The sequence below is a fragment of the Mycolicibacterium boenickei genome, assembly GCF_010731295.1.
Lineage (GTDB): Bacteria > Actinomycetota > Actinomycetes > Mycobacteriales > Mycobacteriaceae > Mycobacterium > Mycobacterium boenickei.
Genome location: NZ_AP022579.1, coordinates 6,121,037 through 6,137,867 on the forward strand (window position 1 = coordinate 6,121,037; position 16,831 = coordinate 6,137,867).

Annotated in this window: 17 protein-coding genes; 10 read left to right on the forward strand and 7 right to left on the reverse strand. The window is 64.1% G+C overall.

Annotated elements, in window-relative coordinates:
* Positions 1-280: 280 nt before the first annotated feature.
* Together G6N57_RS29345 and G6N57_RS29350 are read left to right on the forward strand one after the other, a co-directional pair.
* The gene (locus G6N57_RS29345; protein ID WP_061263236.1) at positions 281-1,435 is read left to right on the forward strand and encodes an acyl-CoA dehydrogenase family protein; all 1,155 of its coding nucleotides are present in this window, start codon (positions 281-283) and stop codon (positions 1,433-1,435) included.
* Between the two features lie 27 nt (positions 1,436-1,462).
* A complete protein-coding gene (locus G6N57_RS29350; RefSeq protein WP_061263235.1) occupies positions 1,463-3,067 on the forward strand; it encodes an FAD-dependent oxidoreductase in 1,605 nt (534 codons plus the stop codon).
* A 6-nt stretch (positions 3,068-3,073) separates the two neighbouring features.
* On the opposite strand, the gene G6N57_RS29355 is transcribed toward G6N57_RS29350, so the two are convergent.
* Complete coding sequence (locus G6N57_RS29355; RefSeq protein WP_061263339.1) at positions 3,074-4,273, reverse strand: amidohydrolase family protein; 1,200 nt, start codon at positions 4,271-4,273, stop codon at positions 3,074-3,076.
* Positions 4,274-4,375: 102 nt separating this feature from the next.
* Between G6N57_RS29355 and G6N57_RS29360 the strand changes: the two genes are divergently transcribed.
* Both G6N57_RS29360 and G6N57_RS29365 read left to right on the forward strand, forming a co-directional pair.
* Positions 4,376-4,684 carry a hypothetical protein gene (locus G6N57_RS29360; RefSeq protein ID WP_061263234.1) on the forward strand — a complete coding sequence of 103 codons (309 nt, stop codon included), beginning with the start codon at positions 4,376-4,378 and terminating at the stop codon, positions 4,682-4,684.
* A gap of 36 nt (positions 4,685-4,720) precedes the next feature.
* Positions 4,721-6,037, forward strand: coding sequence for a TetR/AcrR family transcriptional regulator (locus G6N57_RS29365; RefSeq protein WP_061263233.1), 1,317 nt, complete (start codon positions 4,721-4,723; stop codon positions 6,035-6,037).
* Here G6N57_RS29365 and G6N57_RS29370 read toward each other — a convergent pair.
* On the reverse strand, positions 6,016-6,366 hold the full coding sequence (locus G6N57_RS29370) for a DUF732 domain-containing protein (protein ID WP_061263232.1): 351 nt from the start codon (positions 6,364-6,366) through the stop codon (positions 6,016-6,018). The two genes, G6N57_RS29365 and G6N57_RS29370, sit on opposite strands and share 22 nt — an antisense overlap.
* Positions 6,367-6,417: 51 nt before the next feature.
* Between G6N57_RS29370 and G6N57_RS29375 the strand changes: the two genes are divergently transcribed.
* Complete coding sequence (locus G6N57_RS29375; protein ID WP_061263231.1) at positions 6,418-6,915, forward strand: CAP domain-containing protein; 498 nt, start codon at positions 6,418-6,420, stop codon at positions 6,913-6,915.
* Between the two features lies 1 nt (position 6,916).
* Here the strand turns inward: G6N57_RS29375 and G6N57_RS29380 are convergent, their stop codons facing one another.
* The 3 genes from G6N57_RS29380 to G6N57_RS29390 all read right to left on the reverse strand — a co-directional run bounded on the left by G6N57_RS29380 (position 6,917) and on the right by G6N57_RS29390 (position 10,191).
* Positions 6,917-8,455, reverse strand: coding sequence for a class I adenylate-forming enzyme family protein (locus G6N57_RS29380; protein WP_061263230.1), 1,539 nt, complete (start codon positions 8,453-8,455; stop codon positions 6,917-6,919).
* Between the two features lie 19 nt (positions 8,456-8,474).
* Positions 8,475-9,668: a thiolase family protein gene (locus G6N57_RS29385; RefSeq protein WP_061263229.1), complete on the reverse strand. Its 1,194-nt coding sequence runs from the start codon at positions 9,666-9,668 to the stop codon at positions 8,475-8,477.
* Between the two features lie 64 nt (positions 9,669-9,732).
* Positions 9,733-10,191, reverse strand: coding sequence for a MaoC family dehydratase (locus G6N57_RS29390; protein WP_061263228.1), 459 nt, complete (start codon positions 10,189-10,191; stop codon positions 9,733-9,735).
* Between the two features lie 109 nt (positions 10,192-10,300).
* Between G6N57_RS29390 and G6N57_RS29395 the strand changes: the two genes are divergently transcribed.
* Genes G6N57_RS29395 through G6N57_RS29405 form a run of 3 tightly spaced genes read left to right on the forward strand, consistent with a single transcriptional unit; the run spans position 10,301 to position 12,945 of the window.
* On the forward strand, positions 10,301-11,491 hold the full coding sequence (locus tag G6N57_RS29395; RefSeq protein WP_061263227.1) for a thiolase family protein: 1,191 nt from the start codon (positions 10,301-10,303) through the stop codon (positions 11,489-11,491).
* Between the two features lies 1 nt (position 11,492).
* Positions 11,493-11,918 (forward strand): Zn-ribbon domain-containing OB-fold protein, encoded by a 426-nt coding sequence (locus tag G6N57_RS29400; RefSeq protein WP_061263226.1) that lies wholly within the window; start codon positions 11,493-11,495, stop codon positions 11,916-11,918.
* Positions 11,919-11,928: 10 nt separating this feature from the next.
* The gene (locus tag G6N57_RS29405) at positions 11,929-12,945 is read left to right on the forward strand and encodes a DUF2889 domain-containing protein (RefSeq protein ID WP_077743312.1); all 1,017 of its coding nucleotides are present in this window, start codon (positions 11,929-11,931) and stop codon (positions 12,943-12,945) included.
* Positions 12,946-12,973: 28 nt separating this feature from the next.
* Here the strand turns inward: G6N57_RS29405 and G6N57_RS29410 are convergent, their stop codons facing one another.
* Positions 12,974-13,981: an aromatic ring-hydroxylating oxygenase subunit alpha gene (locus G6N57_RS29410; RefSeq protein ID WP_061263224.1), complete on the reverse strand. Its 1,008-nt coding sequence runs from the start codon at positions 13,979-13,981 to the stop codon at positions 12,974-12,976.
* A gap of 162 nt (positions 13,982-14,143) precedes the next feature.
* On the opposite strand from G6N57_RS29410, the gene G6N57_RS29415 reads away from it, so the two are divergent.
* Entirely contained in the window at positions 14,144-14,749 is a 606-nt protein-coding gene (locus G6N57_RS29415; RefSeq protein ID WP_061263223.1) for a TetR/AcrR family transcriptional regulator, read from the forward strand.
* Between the two features lie 62 nt (positions 14,750-14,811).
* Here G6N57_RS29415 and G6N57_RS29420 read toward each other — a convergent pair whose 3' ends face one another.
* The gene (locus G6N57_RS29420) at positions 14,812-15,414 is read right to left on the reverse strand and encodes a TetR/AcrR family transcriptional regulator (protein ID WP_061263338.1); all 603 of its coding nucleotides are present in this window, start codon (positions 15,412-15,414) and stop codon (positions 14,812-14,814) included.
* A gap of 148 nt (positions 15,415-15,562) precedes the next feature.
* Between G6N57_RS29420 and G6N57_RS29425 the strand changes: the two genes are divergently transcribed.
* On the forward strand, positions 15,563-16,804 hold the full coding sequence (locus tag G6N57_RS29425; protein WP_061263222.1) for an amidohydrolase family protein: 1,242 nt from the start codon (positions 15,563-15,565) through the stop codon (positions 16,802-16,804).
* Positions 16,805-16,831 lie beyond the last annotated feature (27 nt).

Consider the following 16,831-nt stretch of genomic DNA (forward strand, 5'->3'; position numbering starts at 1 on the left):
GACTCCAATCCATAACACTAAAGGATTAACTATTTAGTTTTACCGGATGGCATCACCGGTCGCGCTTGGAAGTGGGGCCCAAGCCGACAACCCGCAGGAATGCCCATCCAGCGATTGCCACAATCTGACATCGTTGTCACATAAGAGGAACCCCGGTAGCATGTCTTTACCGTGCACAAACCCTAACATTCGAGCGGATGATCAGGCCTGTATCCCACTTGATTCTGACAGCTATATCCGATAGTAATGAGGCGTCGTCCACCGGTAGAGAGGTCCACGAATGACGTCCGAGCTCAACAACGAAGAGACCATGCTGGTCGAGACGGTGCGGACGTTCATCGACCGTGACGTGAAACCCTCGGTGCGCGAGGTCGAACACGCGAACGAATACCCACATGCGTGGATCGAACAAATGAAGCGCATCGGAATCTTCGGCCTGGCCGTGCCCGAGGAGTACGGCGGATCACCCGTGTCGATGCCCTGCTACGTGCAGGTGACGCAGGAGCTTGCCAGAGGCTGGATGAGTTTGGCCGGTGCGATGGGTGGGCACACCGTGGTCGCCAAGCTGATCTCGCTATTCGGTACCGAGGAACAGCGTCGAAAGTATCTACCGGACATGGCAACCGGTGAGAACCGGGCAACGATGGCACTCACCGAGCCTGGTGGCGGTTCGGATCTGCAGGCGATGACGACCACGGCGCGCGCCGATGGCGACGAGCTCGTCATCAACGGCACAAAGACCTGGATCAGCAATGCCCGCCGATCCAATCTGATTGCCCTGCTGTGTAAAACGGATCCACAGGCTTCGCCGCGCCATCGCGGCATCTCGGTGGTGTTGGTCGAGCACCGGCCCGGCCTGACCGTGTCGCGGGATCTGCCTAAGCTCGGGTACAAGGGCGTGGAGAGTTGCGAGCTCTCGTTCGACGATTGCCGGGTGCCGCAGTCCGCAATACTCGGCGGCGAGCCCGGCAAGGGATTCGCCCAGATGATGAAAGGCCTTGAGACAGGACGAATTCAAGTGGCATCGCGCGCACTCGGCGTGGCGACCGCGGCACTCGAAGACGCTCTCAAATACGCGCAGGAACGCGAAAGCTTTGGTCAGCCGATCTGGAAACACCAGGCGGTGGGCAACTATCTGGCCGACATGGCAACCAAACTCACCGCGGCCAGACAGCTCACTCGGCATGCCGCGGAGCGCTACGACAGCGGTGAACGCTGCGATATGGAAGCCGGGATGGCCAAACTGTTCGCCTCAGAGGCTGCCATGCAGATCGCCCTGGACGCGGTCCGCATCCACGGCGGTTACGGGTATTCGACCGAATACGACGTCGAGCGCTACTTCCGCGACGCCCCACTGATGATCGTCGGCGAAGGCACGAACGAGATCCAGCGCAACGTCATCGCCGCGCAACTGGTCTCCCGCGGAACCCTGTAAACCCACGCAACGAACGAGGGATCGACCGTGGCCTACGTAATCACGCAGAACTGCTGCAAAGACGGCAGTTGCGTCCCGGTCTGCCCGGTGAGCTGCATCCGTCCCGCCGGCAGTCCAGGCGAATTCACCGGGACCGAGATGCTGTACATCGATCCTGACGCGTGCATCGACTGCGGCGCCTGCCTGGAGGAATGCCCAGTCGACGCGATCTTCTACGACGAGGATCTTCCACCCGACCAGGAGCGGTTTCGCGAGATCAATGCCAGATTCTTCGAACGACACCCACTGCAGATCCACAGCCAAGAAACACCGTTGGAACGCCACGGCGTCAAGCCAGGTGCACTGCGGGTTGCCGTCGTCGGCGCCGGTCCTGCCGCCTGCTATGCGTCCACCGCGCTGATCGGCGTCGACGGCGTCGAGGTCAATCTTTTCGAACGCCTCCCCACGCCATTCGGCCTGATCCGCGCCGGCGTCGCGCCGGACCACCAGCACACCAAGTCTGTCGTGCGAATCTTCGACCACACCTTCACCAACAAGCGCTTCGAGTGTTATCTCAACGTCGAGATCGGTTCGGACCTGACCCACGACGAGTTGTTGGCGCATCACCATGCCGTCATCTATGCGGTCGGGGCATCCCGCAGCCGGGAGCTCGACCTACCTGGTAACGAACTGCCCGGCAATCACTCTGCCGTCGACTTCGTGGGCTGGTACAACGGTCATCCGGATCACGCACATCATGTGTTTGATCTGTCCGGAGAGCGGGCCGTAATCATCGGCAACGGCAACGTCGCGCTGGATGTCGCGAGAGTGCTGCTGCTCGACACCGACCATCTGGCGACCACCGACATCGCACCATATGCCTTGGCTGCCTTGTCCGACAGCAGGATTCGCGAAGTGGTGGTCCTCGCGCGACGTGGACCCCGTGACGCGGCCTTCTCCACGGGCGAGTTCCTCGCTCTCGGCCACCTCCCCGGAGTCGACGTCATCATCGACAGCACCGACTTGGCGACCCGCCCGGACGACGATGTCGAGACTGTGCTCAAACTCCAGATCGCACGCGAGTACGCAGACCGGCCCAGCACCGCTGCAAACAAGCGGATCGTCTTCCGATTCGCGGCGTCTCCGACCGAAGTGGTCGGCTCTGACCGGGCCGAAGGCCTACGCGTGGCAACCAACGGCTCACCGGAAAGCGAACTGCTGACGGCGCCACTGATACTGCGCGCCATCGGATATCAAGGATCGGCGATCGATTCGCTGCCTTTCGACGCAGCAAGAGGCGTGGTTCCCAACGAAGGCGGTCGGGTCATCGATGAACACGGTCAGCCCGTCCCCGGTGTCTACGTGACCGGGTGGATCAAACGCGGACCGCGTGGCGTCATCGGCACCAACCGAAACTGCGCGGAAGAAACGGTCGCCGCCCTGCTGGAGGACTTTCATACCGGCAAGTTGGCCCCCGATGTGGCTGACCCCGCGGGCGTCAGGCGACTGCTCAGCGAGCGCGGATTGTCACCGATCGGATGGGCAGGTTGGCGGTCGATCGACGCCGCCGAACGTCGACGCGGGGCCGAGGTGTCCCGGCCCCGCGTGAAGTTCACAGCCATTGCCGACATGGTGTCGGCGGCGAATCTCTGAACCCGTTCAGACACCGGCTAATTCGTGTTCGCCAGCAATGACCCGTGGGAAGTTGAGCATCCGCCGGGCGTTCTGCTCGACGATCAGTGAGCATTCTTCGTCCGGCACATCGGCGAGCACCTCAGCGGCCCGCTGACGCGAATTGGGCCAGTTGGAATCGCTGTGCGGGAAATCGATTTCAAGCGTGATCCGGTCGATACCGATCTCGTGGCGGTTCTTCAACCCGTGCTCATCGTCGATGAAGCAACCCCAGAAATGCTTCTTGAAGAGATCCGACGGCCGGGTGTCGAAATCGATGTTCTGGTAATAGCGGTGACGTTCCCACACATAGTCCGAGCGCTCCAGGATGTAAGGCACCCAGCCGATACCGCCCTCGGCCAGCGAGATCTGCAGATTCGGGAACTTCTGCAGTTTGCCGGAGAACAAGAGGTCGACCGTCGTCCACATCAGGTTGGTGGAGAACAGCGTGATCGCCACGGCGAACGGGGCGTCTGGGATGACCATCTGGCCGGGCACAGGCTTCATCGACGAGAACGAGAACCCCGGCACGTAGGAGCCCGACCCGAAGTGCAGGGATACCGGCATTTGCGCATCAGAGCAGACCTGCCACAACGGATCCCAGTGATCGGAATGAAACGACGGCAACCCCAGCGGCACCGGGCTGTCCGGGAACGACACCGTCCGCGCCCCCTTCGCCGCCACTCGCTCAGCCTCGGCGACGGTCGCATCGATATCCCACACCGGCAGGATCGCCAACGGGACATAACGATCCGGTGCGGTGGCGCACCACTCGTCGATATGGAAATCGTTCCACGCCTTCACACACAGCAGGGCGAGTTCCTTGTCCTGGGCGCGATAGAAGGTACCGCCGCCGAAGCCCGGGAAGGACGGAAAGCACAGCGCGGCCTGCACACCGTCCACGTCCATGTCGGCAATGCGGGCCACCGGGTCATAACAACCGGGGATCATGTCCTCGTAGCGCACTGGATCCATGCCCCACTCCTCGGGCGGCTTGCCCGCCACCGCGTTGAGGCCGATCGTCGGGAAGATCTGCCCGTCGTAGCTCCACAGGTGCTTACCGTCCATCTCAAGAATCCGCGGCCCGGCATCGAGGAACCGCTGCGGCAGGCGGTCTTGCCACACCCGCGGGTGTTCGACTAGGTGGTCGTCGACGGACACGATCTGGTGTTCATCTTGAAGCGGCACTACACGCTCCTTCTTTTCTGACATTTCGTCTTGTTTTCTGACGGTTCATCTCAGAGACTATATGACGTAGGACACGATCGTCTACCGATTGAGAGCCACGACATGAACACCTTGGATCAAGCCGGCGAGGCCGGCTCCCGCGGGAAGATCGACGAGGACGACCATGATCTGCTGACCTTCGGAGAAGCAGGTGAGCGTTTGCGCCTCGAAATCGCCACGGCCGCAGCGAAGCTCGAGGGAATCCGGCAGACCGGGTCCCCGACAGACGTGGAGAAGGCGAGCGCCCGGCTGGGAGCGCTACGCGCCGCAGCCAAGCGCAACAGCGCCCAGCCCATCAACGACGACAACTTCGAGAAGTTCTTCGGCTACCCCGGCAAGGCCAAACGCAACCTGCCAGGACCACCGCCGTAGGCCACCGCCGGGTGGACCAACCCGGATACTTCTCCTATGGCGCCTACCCCCGACAAGACACGCCGTCCCGGTTACGCCCCGTCGGACAACGTCGGCGTGGGACGACGCGGCTTGCACACTCGGCAGCGGATCCTGACCTGCGCTGCCGACGCCTTTCTGTCCAACGGCTTCCACAGCACCTCCCTGGACACCATCGCCAAGGAGGCAAACGCCTCCCGAGCGACCGTCTACCAGTACTTCGCCGGCAAGGAGGAGATCTTCCGTGAACTGAGTGACGCGGCCGGGCGCGCCGTACTCGACCATGGCGAACGACTGGGCGATCTTGGCCCGACCGTGCACGGGTTTGGAGCGTTGCACCGCTGGCTCACCGGATGGGCCGACATCTATGACGCCCACACGGCCGCGTTCGCGGAGTACCCCGGTATCGGTACCGAGATGTCGGTCATTGATGCCGGTCCAGTCGCCGAGGAGTATCGCAGGCGCGTGACTGCCCGGCTAAACGCCGCGAAACTGCAAGGACTCGGCACCGATGATGCGGCGGCGGCGCTCATGCGCATCCCGCACATGGTCCACCTCTACCGGCACCGCGCGATGTTCCCGCTGCCTGCCCGCGAGGTGGTGTCGTGGTCGCTGGCCGTTGCCTTGCAGCTCATGCTCTTCCCCGACACCCCGGCAGAGGCCTTGGCCGCACCACCCCCAATCACCGGAGCGACCGACATGCCGACTGACGTCGCCGAACGAGCCGCGCCCGAGCCCGCCACGGTGACCGACGAGCTGTCGCCGATAGCCCACGACGTTCTGTTGGCCAGCTCGTCATTGTTCGCCGAGCATGGCTACTACGCGGTCAGCATGGAGGACATCGCAGCCGCTACCGATATCAGCCGCGCCACGCTGTACCGGTATTTCAGCGCCAAGGACAAGATCCTCGCCGAACTCACCCGCGAGGCGGTGGCCGAGATCGAGGAGTCCGCCACCGCCCTGACTCGTATCGCCGACACCGACGCGTTCACAAGATGGGTTCATGGCTATGTCCGGTTCCACCGCGGCTACCGCGGTGTCATCCGGGCCTGGTTCGATGGCACCGTCGCCGAGCAGCTCTCCGACGCTGCGGTGGGTCACGGTATCGGGGCGATCCACCTGGCGGTGAATACGTTGCTGCAGACCATCGAACTGCCGGACGCTATCGACCGCGAAGCGGCCGGTGCGGTGTTTCTCGCGGTATTGGGACGGATGACCGAACCGACTGCGATCGACGAACCCGACAGCGACGAGCGCGCCGGCGACCTCATCGTGAACTTGCTGCGACGCTCCCTGCTTCGCTCGGCCTGGGGTCAGCCCGGGGCGCCGACGTAGCCCGCCGCTGAATTGCGCAACTGCCAGATCTGGGCCGGGCACAGCTCCTGGGCCGATTGCGAGATCAGATACGAAGCCTGGAATTCGTCCGAGGTGTTGAAGTCGGACTTGATATCACCGACCAGCTGGGCATAGCTCTTGCCCGCTGCGATCTTGTCGCACACCCCGTACCCGTAAGCCAGTGCCTGGTCCGCGTTGGCGAAGTTGTATCCGGGCCGCACCGTCACGTTGACGAGATACCCGACGTTGTCCGCATGGGCCACCGGCGTGCCCACCATCACGGCAGCCAACAGCGCGGGGAGCCCGACCGATGAGATTAGTTTCCTCATAACCAGGCAAAGCGTAATTCATTTATATGTTTACCGGTAGTCTGCTCAACCATGTTCCCCACCCGCATCGGCCGTCGTTGCACGTTGACACTGGCGCTGGCGTCCGGGCTCGCAGCCGCGGTCGCGATGCCGTCCGCACAGGCCGACAACAAACGACTGAACGACAGCGTATTCACCAACATCTACACGGCACAGAAGCAGAATGGCTGCGTCACCAATCCGAAACGGGACGGTCGCCTGGTGGAGGCGGCACGCCTCCACGCACTCGACGTGCTCAACAACCCAAACATCAACGGAGACATCGGCTCTGATGGCTCGACCCCGCAAGACCGCGCCAACGGCACCGGGTTCGTCGGCACGGTGTCAGAGACCGTCGCGATCAATCCGGCGCTGGCAATCAGCGGAATCGAAATACTCAACCAATGGTGGTGGGATCCGCCGTCTCGGGCCACTATGCAGGACTGCGCGAACACAGCTATCGGTGTCTGGTCGGAGAACAGCCTGGCTCGCTCCGTGGTGGTCGCGGTGTATGGGCAGCCTTCGCTGTAGCTCAGACTGCCAGTTCGGCGCGCAGGCGCTTCTTGTCCACCTTGCCGCTGGGCAGCACCGGCAGTTCGGCGGCCAGCACCAGTCGGCGCGGGACCTTGTAGCGGGCGAGCCGTTGGCGCACTCCATCCTGCAGCACCTCGAGCGTCAAGGTCGCGCCAGCCGATGGCACGACGACCGCGCAGACCGCTTCGCCCCAACGGTCGTCGGGCACGCCGACCACTGCGCAGGCCGCCACCCCGTCGATCGCACTCAGTGCGTCTTCGACCTCCGGCGAGTAGACGTTCTCCCCACCGCTGATGATCACGTCCTTCTTGCGGTCCACCAGGTAGAGCAGCCCGCGTTCGTCCACGCGGCCCACGTCGCCGGTGTGGCACCACCCGTCGCGTAGCGTCACCTCGGTTGCCGACCTGTCCTGCCAGTAGCCGCGGAACATTGAGCCGGATCGCACGACGATTTCGCCGGCGTGCCCGGCCGGCACATCGCGTCCGTCCTCGTCGACGATGCGAATCCGGGTGCCGGGAAACGGGAATCCGACCGAACGCAGCTGCGCTTGCGCGTCGGGGGTATGTAGTTCTCGTGGCAGCCCGGACACAATGACCTCGGTCTGCCCGTAGAGGTTGAGAAAGCCCGCGCCGGGAAGCACCGACATCGCGCGCCTCAGCACAGTCGCCGTCATCGGTGCGGCCGAATACACCACGGTGCGCACCGATTCCACATCCGCGCGCTCCCCTACGGCATCGAGCAGTGCCCGGAGCATGATCGGCGCCAGATGCAACACCGTGATCCGCTGGGCCGCAATCAGTCGCACCGCATCGGCAGCGTCGAACTGCTGCTGCAGCACCACGGTTCCGCCGCGGGCGTGCAGGCCGCCGACGATCGCGAGTGCCCCAACGTGGAACATCGGCATGGTGATCAACCCGCGGTCATCACTGCCGCAACACATCTCATTGTTCATCGTGAGCGCGACGGCACGCATCTCCCGTTGCCCGAGAATGCAGCACTTCGAAGCGCCGGTGGTGCCACTGGTGAACAGTAGGTAGGCGATATCGTCGGGCTCGGCGACGAGCTCGAGCGCCTCACTGGGCGCAGCGCTGAGGAAGCCTTCGTAACCGACGGTCCCCGGTGGTGGTTCGCAGCCGAAGGCCACCACAAGTGGCCGAGACGGCAGACCTGACATCAGGTCAGTGATCACGGCGACGAACTCGTCGGCGACAAACACGATCGACGGTTCCACCCGGCGTACCACGTCGCGGATCTCCGGCGTCGCGAGCCGGAAGTTGATGGTGGCCAAGATGATTCCACTGAGTTGGGTGGCAGCGTTCAGCTCACCGAACTCGATGCTGTTCCGGCTGAGCACCGCGACGCGATCCTGGCGCCGCAGGCCGGCCGCGGCCATCGCCGACACCAGCCGTACGGCCCGGTTACGCAACTGCGCGTGACTGACGGTGCGGTTGCCGCACCGGTAGGCGGCCACGTCCGGGAAACGCACGGCGTTATCGGTCACGATGTCGCCGAGCGTCATGCCGTCGGCCGTGTCCATCGCGCGAGCCCCGCGGCCCTTACCGACTACTCAGCAGCATGGACCCGGCGACCGGGCCGCCACCCACGCCGACGGCCACCACTTCGGGCGTCTTCGGGGCCTGCCGCTGCCCGCCCTCGCCCCACATCTGCACACACGCCTCGTGTAGGAAGCCCATACCGTGCAACCGGCCGCCGGAGAGCTGCCCGCCGCTGGTGTTGATCGGCAGCGCGCCGTCCAGCGAGATGCGGGAACCGTCGTTCAAGAACTCCCCGACCTTGCCGTGATCGCAGAAACCCAACGCCTCCAACCACATCACAGTCAGGAAGGAGAAGCCGTCATACAGCTGCGCCATGTCCACGTCGGCGGAAGTCAACGTGGTGTGCTCCCACAGTGTGGCAGCCGAATCGTGGGCGGCCATCGTGGTGATATCCGAACGTTGGTCCCAGGTGGCGCGTTCGAACATGCCCGGCCCGACGGACTCCACCGTCAGCGGATGCCGTGGCAGGTCGGCTGTGGCATCACGGCGCGACACGATCACGGCGGTGGCACCATCGCATGGAACATCGCAGTCGTAGAGGCACAGCGGCTCGGAGATCATCCGGGCGCCGAGGTAGTCCTCCATGGTCATCGGGTCGCGGTAGACCGCGTCGGGGTTGAGCCCAGCATTGGTGCGCGCGTTGATCGCGATGAGGCCGAGATGCTCACGTGTCAAACCGAAGTCATGCATATAACGCTGGGCGGGCATCGCCAGCCAGTTCGCCGCCGACAGCGCGCCGAACGGAGCCATCCATTCCAGATGCGGGGGCAGCTCGCCCCCGCCGAACAGGACCGAGGCGCGCCCGCCGCCGGCCTGCTGTGCCGCGGTCGACTCCCACACCGACCGGTACACCACGACGTGGTTGGCGAGCCCCAGACTGACCGCCATGCAAGCCTCGATCACCGGGCCGATCTGGCCTGCAGTCTCCATCGCCGACATGTACCAGCGCGAGCGCATACCCAGGGCATTTCGGACTTCCTGGACGGTGGCACCGGAGAACCCGGCGTCGGGCACCCCTGGCCCCGGGTAGCTCGCGATGCCGTCAACGTCGTCGACGCTCAACCCGGCGTCCTCGATTGCCCGCAGTACGGCTTCCAACGTCAGGTCCAGGCCGGTGCGGCCCAACCGGCGCCCGACCTGCGACTTACCCGCCCCGGTGAGGACGGCTTTGCCCTCGAACGGACCGCCCCTCATGCGATCACCTCCTCGCCATCGATACCAGCCAACTGTTTAACCCTTTCAGCTTGCACCGCAGCCATCAGAACACGAACCGCGCGATCAGTTCGGCGACTGCGGCCGGTTTGTCGACGCCGTCGATCTCGACGGTATGACGAACCGTCAGGTTCACGGCGTCCTCTCCCACCGGGGTGGCGTCGGCGAGCTGGGAGCGGACCCGGATGCGGCTACCGACCTTGACCGGGGACAGGAAGCGCACCTTGTTCAGGCCGTAGTTAATGCCCAATTTCGCGTTCTGCACGCGATAGTTGTCCTTGCTCACGCCCGGGATCAGCGAAATCGTCAGGAAGCCATGGGCAATCGTGGCGCCGTAGGGACTTTCAGCCTTGGCCTTCTCGACATCGACATGGATCCACTGGTGGTCCATCGTCACGTCCGCGAACTCGTCGATACGGGTCTGGTCGATCTCTACCCACCGGCTCACTCCGAGTTCCTCGCCGATCGTCGCGACCGCCTCGTCGACAGACCCGATCACCTTCATTGTCCAGCTCCCTCTGACGTCACCCGCTATACCGATATTCATTTAACGGTATAGACTGACTGCGCTCTCCGGGCAAGCGACCCGGACATTCGAGGATCTTGGGAGACACATGGGCTCGACGACGTCCCGCGCAGCGATTGTGGCCGCTGCCCGCACACCGATCGGAACCGCACGCCGGGGCACGCTGGCCAACACGCCGGCGATCGAGCTCGCCAAACCGGTGGTCGCTACCGTCGTCGAACGGTCCGGTCTCGGTGCCGCGGACTTCGATGACCTGGTGCTGGCCGAGAGCCTGCAGGGCGGCGGCGACAGCGCCCGCTACGTCGCCGTCGATCTCGGCCTTACCAACATCCCCGGCCTCGCTGTGAACCGCCAGTGCGCGTCCAGCCTCTCGGCGATCGCCGTCGGCGCCGGCCAGATCGCGGCAGGCATGAGCCGGGCCATCCTGGCCGGTGGCATGGAATCCTGCTCCACCACGCCACTGCTGCGTAAGCGCAAGCCGTTTACCACCGGCAAGGCTGCCGAGGATTACGAGGATCCATGGTTCCCGTTCTCTCATCCCCCCACCGCGGACGCCCCGGCCCTGGACATGTCGATCACCGTCGCACACAACTGCGCGGTGCAGTACGGCATCACCCGCGAAGCGCAGGACGAGTGGGCGCTACGCAGTCACCAGCGCGCGGTCAAGGCCATCGACTCCGGCTCCTTCCTCGACGAGATCGTGCCAGTCCGGGTGCCGCAGGCCGACGGCTCGACCATCACCTTCAGCCAGGATGAACATCCACGCCGCGACAGTTCACTCGAGACACTTGCGGGCCTGAAGGTGCTCCATCCCGAGATCGACGGCTTCACCGTGACCGCCGGCAACTCCTCAGGTGTCAACGACGCCGCCGCCGCGGTGGCGCTGACCACCCCGGATGCCTCCCGCGAGGTGCTGGCGCACGTGCTGTCGTGGTCGGCAGTCGGCGTGGCGCCGAACCGTACCGGCAGCGGACCCATCACCGCCATCCCCAAGGCACTGGAGCTGGCCGGCCGCAAACTGCAAGACGTGGCACTGTTCGAGATCAACGAGGCGTTCGCCGCCCAGGCAGTCGCGTGTGCCCGAGAGCTCGGGCTCGACGAGGAGATCGTCAACGTCTATGGGTCAGGCATCAGCCTGGGCCATCCGATCGCGGCAACCGGGGCCCGAATGGTCACCTCGGCGATCTACGAACTGCGCAGGCGTGGTGGCGGTCTCGGCGTGTTGTCCATGTGCGCCGGCGGCGGCATGGGCGCGGCGATGGTCATCGAGGTGAGCTGAGATGACCACATTGATCACCGAGGGACTGTTCCGAATCGACGGCGACCGCGCCGTCCTGTTTGCGTCGCGCCGGCGGTCGACGGGTGCCGTGAAATTCCCGGCCGAGCGACCGGAACTCTTCGATGGCGCTCCGGACATCCAGGACGATATCGAGGCGATCGAGTTGTCCACCGAGGGAACGCTTTACACCTACACCACCCAGCAGTTCGCGCCACCGCTCCCGTACAAGGGCAACCGGTCCCCCGAGGTGTTCAAACCCTATGTGGTGGGTTTCGTCGAACTGGCCGAGGGCCTGCTGGTGGAGACGTTGATCATCGGTGCGGAACCGGCCGACCTGCGGATCGGGCAGCGCCTGGTATCAACGACCACCACGTTGGAGACCGCCGACGGCAAGTCGCTGGTGACGTTCGCGTTCCGGCCTGCCTAAGCTCGGCGGTGTGACAGACCTGGGCACCCCTGAGTTCGGGCTTCACCCCCTGCACGGTGTGCACCAGCCCACGACAGGCAATCCGCCGCGCCGTCGTCGGTCCGCGCGTCGCACTTCGTCGATCGACATGACGCGCGATACGGGCGCGCTGGACCCGGTGTACTTGGCTGGGCGGGCCCGCGATATCTGGACCGACGACGCGGGCGCGGTCACCGAAATCGGTTCGGCCGGTTTGTCGGCCACCGTCGAATTGGTGGCCCGTGTGGTACGGCATGTTGAGGTGACGCCACCGGTCGCGGCGGTGGCCCGACTCTCAGGCGCACCGGCCATGAGCGGGTTCCGCGCCACCGCCGACAAGGCGGCCCCGGAATTGCGCCGGACCCGAGACCTGCGCTACGCGCTGCTTGACGATGTTCCGGTCGCGACGCTGATCTCCGGGCATGCGTTGTCGGCGTCCGGTCTACTCGGGGACGTCGGGAGTTCCGGCTATCTGCCCGTCGCCGATCAATGTGCGGGCTTCGCCGCCGGCGGGCTGCTGATGACCTCCTTCGAGGCGGGAGATCCGGTAGTCGTCACCGGTCCACAGGCTCCCGATCTCGATCACAGCGACGATCCCTATGCCTGGCATCAGGTTTCACCATTACCGCGCTATGGCATGCGTCGCCGGCGCCGCGTCGACGTCTTCGAGGAGACACCCGAGCGGATCGGGATCGACGCTATGTTTCGCGATACCTATGTACACGGAGATGACCTGGAGACGATCATCCACGAGTACACGCTCACCGCCACAGTGGATGCCGCCACCGGCGTCATCGTCGACTCACACGCCACACCACGGGTGCTGCCGTGGCAGGAATGCCCGGGCGCGGTCGCCAGCGCCGAGCGCATCACCGGAATGACATTGCGCGACCTACATTTCCGCGTTCGTCAAGAATTATTCGGGACCAGCACCTGCACGCATCTCAACGATCTGCTGCGCAGCGTCGCCGACGCTGCGCAGCTGATGGAGCGGGTGCGCGGCGGGTAACCCGAGCACGACGCCGTCGACAATGTCTTCAGCGGACGCCGGACGACGTGGAATCAGCAGCAGCTGTGGCAGTTTCGGGATAGAAGCCGCGAGCCCAATTGCGCAGCTGGCGGAACCCCGCGGCTTCGGAGGCGGTCAGGCCCGGCGGATCCATATAGACCTGGCTGTCCCAGATCGCGATATCGTCGGGCAATGCCGCCTGGGCCGCCTTCAGGCGTTCGTCGTAGTTGCCGTTGGCCTCGTCGATCCAGTACGTGGAGAAGATATCTGACGTCTCGTCGTCGACTGGCGTGGCGCAGATGGCGATGACCCGGTACCCCTCGCGGGTGTGTTCGCCGTTGAAGGCAATGCCGAGGCCGGACCAGTAGATCTCCAGGGTGTTGGTGGTCTCCCCCGGAATGTCGACCCCATCGCTCCACCGACGGCCGAAGCCGACCTTTGCCGACCACGTCGAATCGTCGCTGCTCTCCCGCAACACCGTTGGGCTCACCGGGGTGTGGTGGACAAATCGGAAATGATGCGGATCGACGGCGTTCTCGGCAATGACCTGCGGGTGCACGTGGATCCCTGGGAACTTGATGCGCGCCTCCGGCCCAACCGGGAGGTACCCCCGATCACGGATGTGGTCCCCGAGTACCCGCAGCCCGTCCGGCACCTCCCACATCGGGTCGCGTCCAGACGCGTCATGCCAGATGTAGATGGAATCGTTGAGTTCGGCCACCGGCCAAGACCGCACCTTGCGGCCACGGTTCGGACGGTTCTCATACGGGATCCGCACATTGCGGCCGTGCCCGTTCCATACCCAGCCATGGAACGGGCATTGAATGCCGTCCTCGACGACGCAACCGCCCTTGGACAGGTTCGCGCCAAGGTGTTGGCAATGCGCGTTGAGCACGTGCACGAACCCGTCGAGATCACGGAAGGCGACCAGTTCGACGCCGAAATAACGCAAACCGATGACATCACCGCTGGCGATGTCGGCGCTCCAACCGACCTGGAACCATCCGGTCGGCTGCATGCTGGGCAGGCCCTTCATCAATTCCCCTTCGACGTCTACACCCGAGGACTGGAGCCGACGACGGGCGATCACCTCCGCCGTACGGGTCGGGATGCGGCTGAACCCAGCATACCGGGAATGGCATTCCCAAACAATGCTCATGTTAATTTGGGAATTGGATTCCCAGAAAGGAATGCACGCATGAGTGAGCAATCCGAACGCGACGCGATCATGCGTGCCGCCTACCGGTTGATCAGCCGCGGCAGCGACTCGACCAGGGCCAGCACATCGATCGAGAAGATCCTGCAAGCGGCGGGGGTCAACCGGCGCATCTTCTACCGCCACTTCGCCTCCAAGGACGACTTGATCATCGCGATGCAGGAGTGGGCGGGCGAGTTGATCCTGACCGAACTACAACAGGCCGTCGACACTGCGACGACGCCGGCCGAGGCGGTGGCCGCCTGGATCGAGCACTACCTCAGCATCGGCTGGCAGGAGACCCGGTTCCGAGATGCATTAGCGTTCATGTCAACAGAAGTCGCCGGCGCCCCGGGTATCGGCGCGGGCCTCGAAGCCACCTACGCCCGTCACCGCGAGGTGCTCACTGCAGCACTGACCGAGGGGTTGGCCGACGGCAGCCTTCCCAATGCGCGGCCCGAACTCGACTCGTTCGCCATCCACGCGGTCGCCGTGCGCCACCTCGAGGCGCGTATCCGCGGCCGCCTGGGCACCGATTTCGACGAGGTTCGCAATCAGATGACCCGGCTGATCTTAACCGGATTATCAGCGGCGCCAGTGGAGCCCTGACCGGTCATGGGAATACCATTCCCAAACAGGTGTAATTCGGCCGATAAAGCGCGACGACAAGGCTACGGCATCACCATTTGGCCGATCATCTCGGCGACCACCGCAATCATCTCGTTGCGGTCGACGGCGACCGTTTGCCGATGCACGGTATGCCAGGCCCGGTCCAGCAGGCCCATCACCGCGACACCGATGACATCCGGTGAATGCGGGCCGTTTCCGGCGATGGCCTGACCCAACTTCCACGATGCGCGAGACACCATGCGGTTACGGGAGTTTCGGAAGTCGTCGTCATCGGGGGCGGACTGCGCCGAAGCCAGTACGAACGCGCCGTGGTGGTCCATGTAATCGAAGTAGTGCCCGACCCAGGTCCGAATGTCATTCGCGCCGAACGGTTCATCGGCGTCCGCCCATTCGGCGATGACAGCGAGAACCTCGTGATAGGCGTTCTTGCCGAGGACGTTGAAGATCTCCCGCTTGTCCTTGAAGTACGTGTAGAACCCGGCCCGCGAGATGCCGCACGCCTCGGTGATCGCATTGATCGGGGTGCCGGCGTAGCCCCGTTCCAAGAACAGCCGGCGACTGGCCTCCAGGATTGCCGACCGGGTGCGTTCACCCCGGCCGCGGTCCAGTTGCGCACCGGCCGCGGTACCCGAGGTCATCGTCATGCGGATGACCATATATGACACATCCGTCAAGTTCAATCACCGCAGTTCAATATCATTTCTGACAGATCGACTGCCCATACTTGACACTAGTGTCAAGTATGGGCGATGCTCTTGCCGAGCCCACGTTTTGACCTTGAGGGAGAGACCGATGACACCGCCCACTGACCAGTTCACGGATGCGCCGATTTTCGATGCAGATCAGCACATGTACGAGACACCCGACGCGCTGCTGAAGTTCCTGCCGGACAAGTACAAGTCGAAGGTGCAGTTCGTCCAGGTCGGCCGCCACACCCGGATCGCGATCCTGAACAAGATCACCGACTACATGCCGAACCCCACCTTCGAACGGGTCGCCGCCCCCGGCGCACACGAGCGGTTCTACTCGGGCCAGAACCCCGAGGGCCTGACCATGCGGGAGATGTCCGGACGCGGTATCGATGCGCCGCCGGCGTCACGCAATCCCGAAGACCGCATCGCCGAACTGGACCGCCAGGGCGTCGATTCCTGCCTGAACTACCCCACACTGGCCAATCTGGTCGAGCACTCCTCGGCCGAGGATCCGGAGCTGACGGCGGCGATCATCCACGCACTCAACCAATGGATGCTCGAGCACTGGGGTTTCAGCCACGCCAACCGCATCTACTCGACGCCGGTCATCAACCTGGGCCTCCTTGATGAGGGCCGTCGCGAACTCGAATACATCTTGAACAACGGCGCCAAGGTCGCGTTGATCAAACCGGCGCCCGTGTACGGCTACAAGGGCTGGCGCTCTCCCGCCCTGCCCGAGTTCGACCCGTTCTGGAAGGACGTCGAGGACGCCGGGCTGCCGATCGTGTTCCACGCCAGCCAACCCCCACTGCAGGAGTACATCGACAAGTGGGAGCCGGCGGACACCAGTAACGCCTTCGAGATGTCGGCGTTCAAATGGACCGCGCTGGGGCACCGCGAGATCGCCGACATGCTGACCAGCATGATCTGCCACGGCACCCTGACCCGGTTCCCGAAGCTCCGGATCGCCAGCGTCGAGAACGGAAGTGCCTGGATCAAACCGCTTTTCGATGATCTGGCGTCAACCTACGGCAAGATGCCGCAGAACTTCCCCGAGCACCCGCACGAGGTGTTCCGCCGCAACATCTGGGTCAGCCCGTTCTGGGAGGGCTCGGTTGCCGATGTGGTCAAAACCGTCGGGTGGGACAAGGTGCTGTTCGGTTCGGACTGGCCGCATCCCGAAGGCCTGGAGACGCCCAAGGGCTACTTCAAGTACGCCGAGGGTATGGACGAGCGTCGCACCTACGACTTCATGGGCGACAACGCGCGGCGCTTCATGGGTCTGCCGATCGCCAATCCCGACCCAGAGGCCGTCAAGCCTCCGTTGTTGGCGAACGCCTGAGCAATAGAAAGGGCGCCCGGGCTTGTG

What these genes read in the sequence shown, in the direction of transcription:
- G6N57_RS29345 (WP_061263236.1), top strand. Translation starts at nt 281, where the DNA reads ATGACGTCCGAGCTCAACAACGAAGAGACCATGCTGGTCGAGACGGTG.
- G6N57_RS29360 (WP_061263234.1), top strand. Translation starts at nt 4,376, where the DNA reads ATGAACACCTTGGATCAAGCCGGCGAGGCCGGCTCCCGCGGGAAGATC.
- G6N57_RS29365 (WP_061263233.1), top strand. Translation starts at nt 4,721, where the DNA reads ATGGCGCCTACCCCCGACAAGACACGCCGTCCCGGTTACGCCCCGTCG.
- G6N57_RS29370 (WP_061263232.1), bottom strand. Translation starts at nt 6,366, where the DNA reads ATGAGGAAACTAATCTCATCGGTCGGGCTCCCCGCGCTGTTGGCTGCC.
- G6N57_RS29375 (WP_061263231.1), top strand. Translation starts at nt 6,418, where the DNA reads ATGTTCCCCACCCGCATCGGCCGTCGTTGCACGTTGACACTGGCGCTG.
- G6N57_RS29380 (WP_061263230.1), bottom strand. Translation starts at nt 8,455, where the DNA reads ATGGACACGGCCGACGGCATGACGCTCGGCGACATCGTGACCGATAAC.
- G6N57_RS29385 (WP_061263229.1), bottom strand. Translation starts at nt 9,668, where the DNA reads ATGAGGGGCGGTCCGTTCGAGGGCAAAGCCGTCCTCACCGGGGCGGGT.
- G6N57_RS29390 (WP_061263228.1), bottom strand. Translation starts at nt 10,191, where the DNA reads ATGAAGGTGATCGGGTCTGTCGACGAGGCGGTCGCGACGATCGGCGAG.
- G6N57_RS29395 (WP_061263227.1), top strand. Translation starts at nt 10,301, where the DNA reads ATGGGCTCGACGACGTCCCGCGCAGCGATTGTGGCCGCTGCCCGCACA.
- G6N57_RS29400 (WP_061263226.1), top strand. Translation starts at nt 11,493, where the DNA reads ATGACCACATTGATCACCGAGGGACTGTTCCGAATCGACGGCGACCGC.
- G6N57_RS29410 (WP_061263224.1), bottom strand. Translation starts at nt 13,981, where the DNA reads ATGAAGGGCCTGCCCAGCATGCAGCCGACCGGATGGTTCCAGGTCGGT.
- G6N57_RS29415 (WP_061263223.1), top strand. Translation starts at nt 14,144, where the DNA reads ATGAGTGAGCAATCCGAACGCGACGCGATCATGCGTGCCGCCTACCGG.
- G6N57_RS29420 (WP_061263338.1), bottom strand. Translation starts at nt 15,414, where the DNA reads ATGACGATGACCTCGGGTACCGCGGCCGGTGCGCAACTGGACCGCGGC.
- G6N57_RS29425 (WP_061263222.1), top strand. Translation starts at nt 15,563, where the DNA reads ATGACACCGCCCACTGACCAGTTCACGGATGCGCCGATTTTCGATGCA.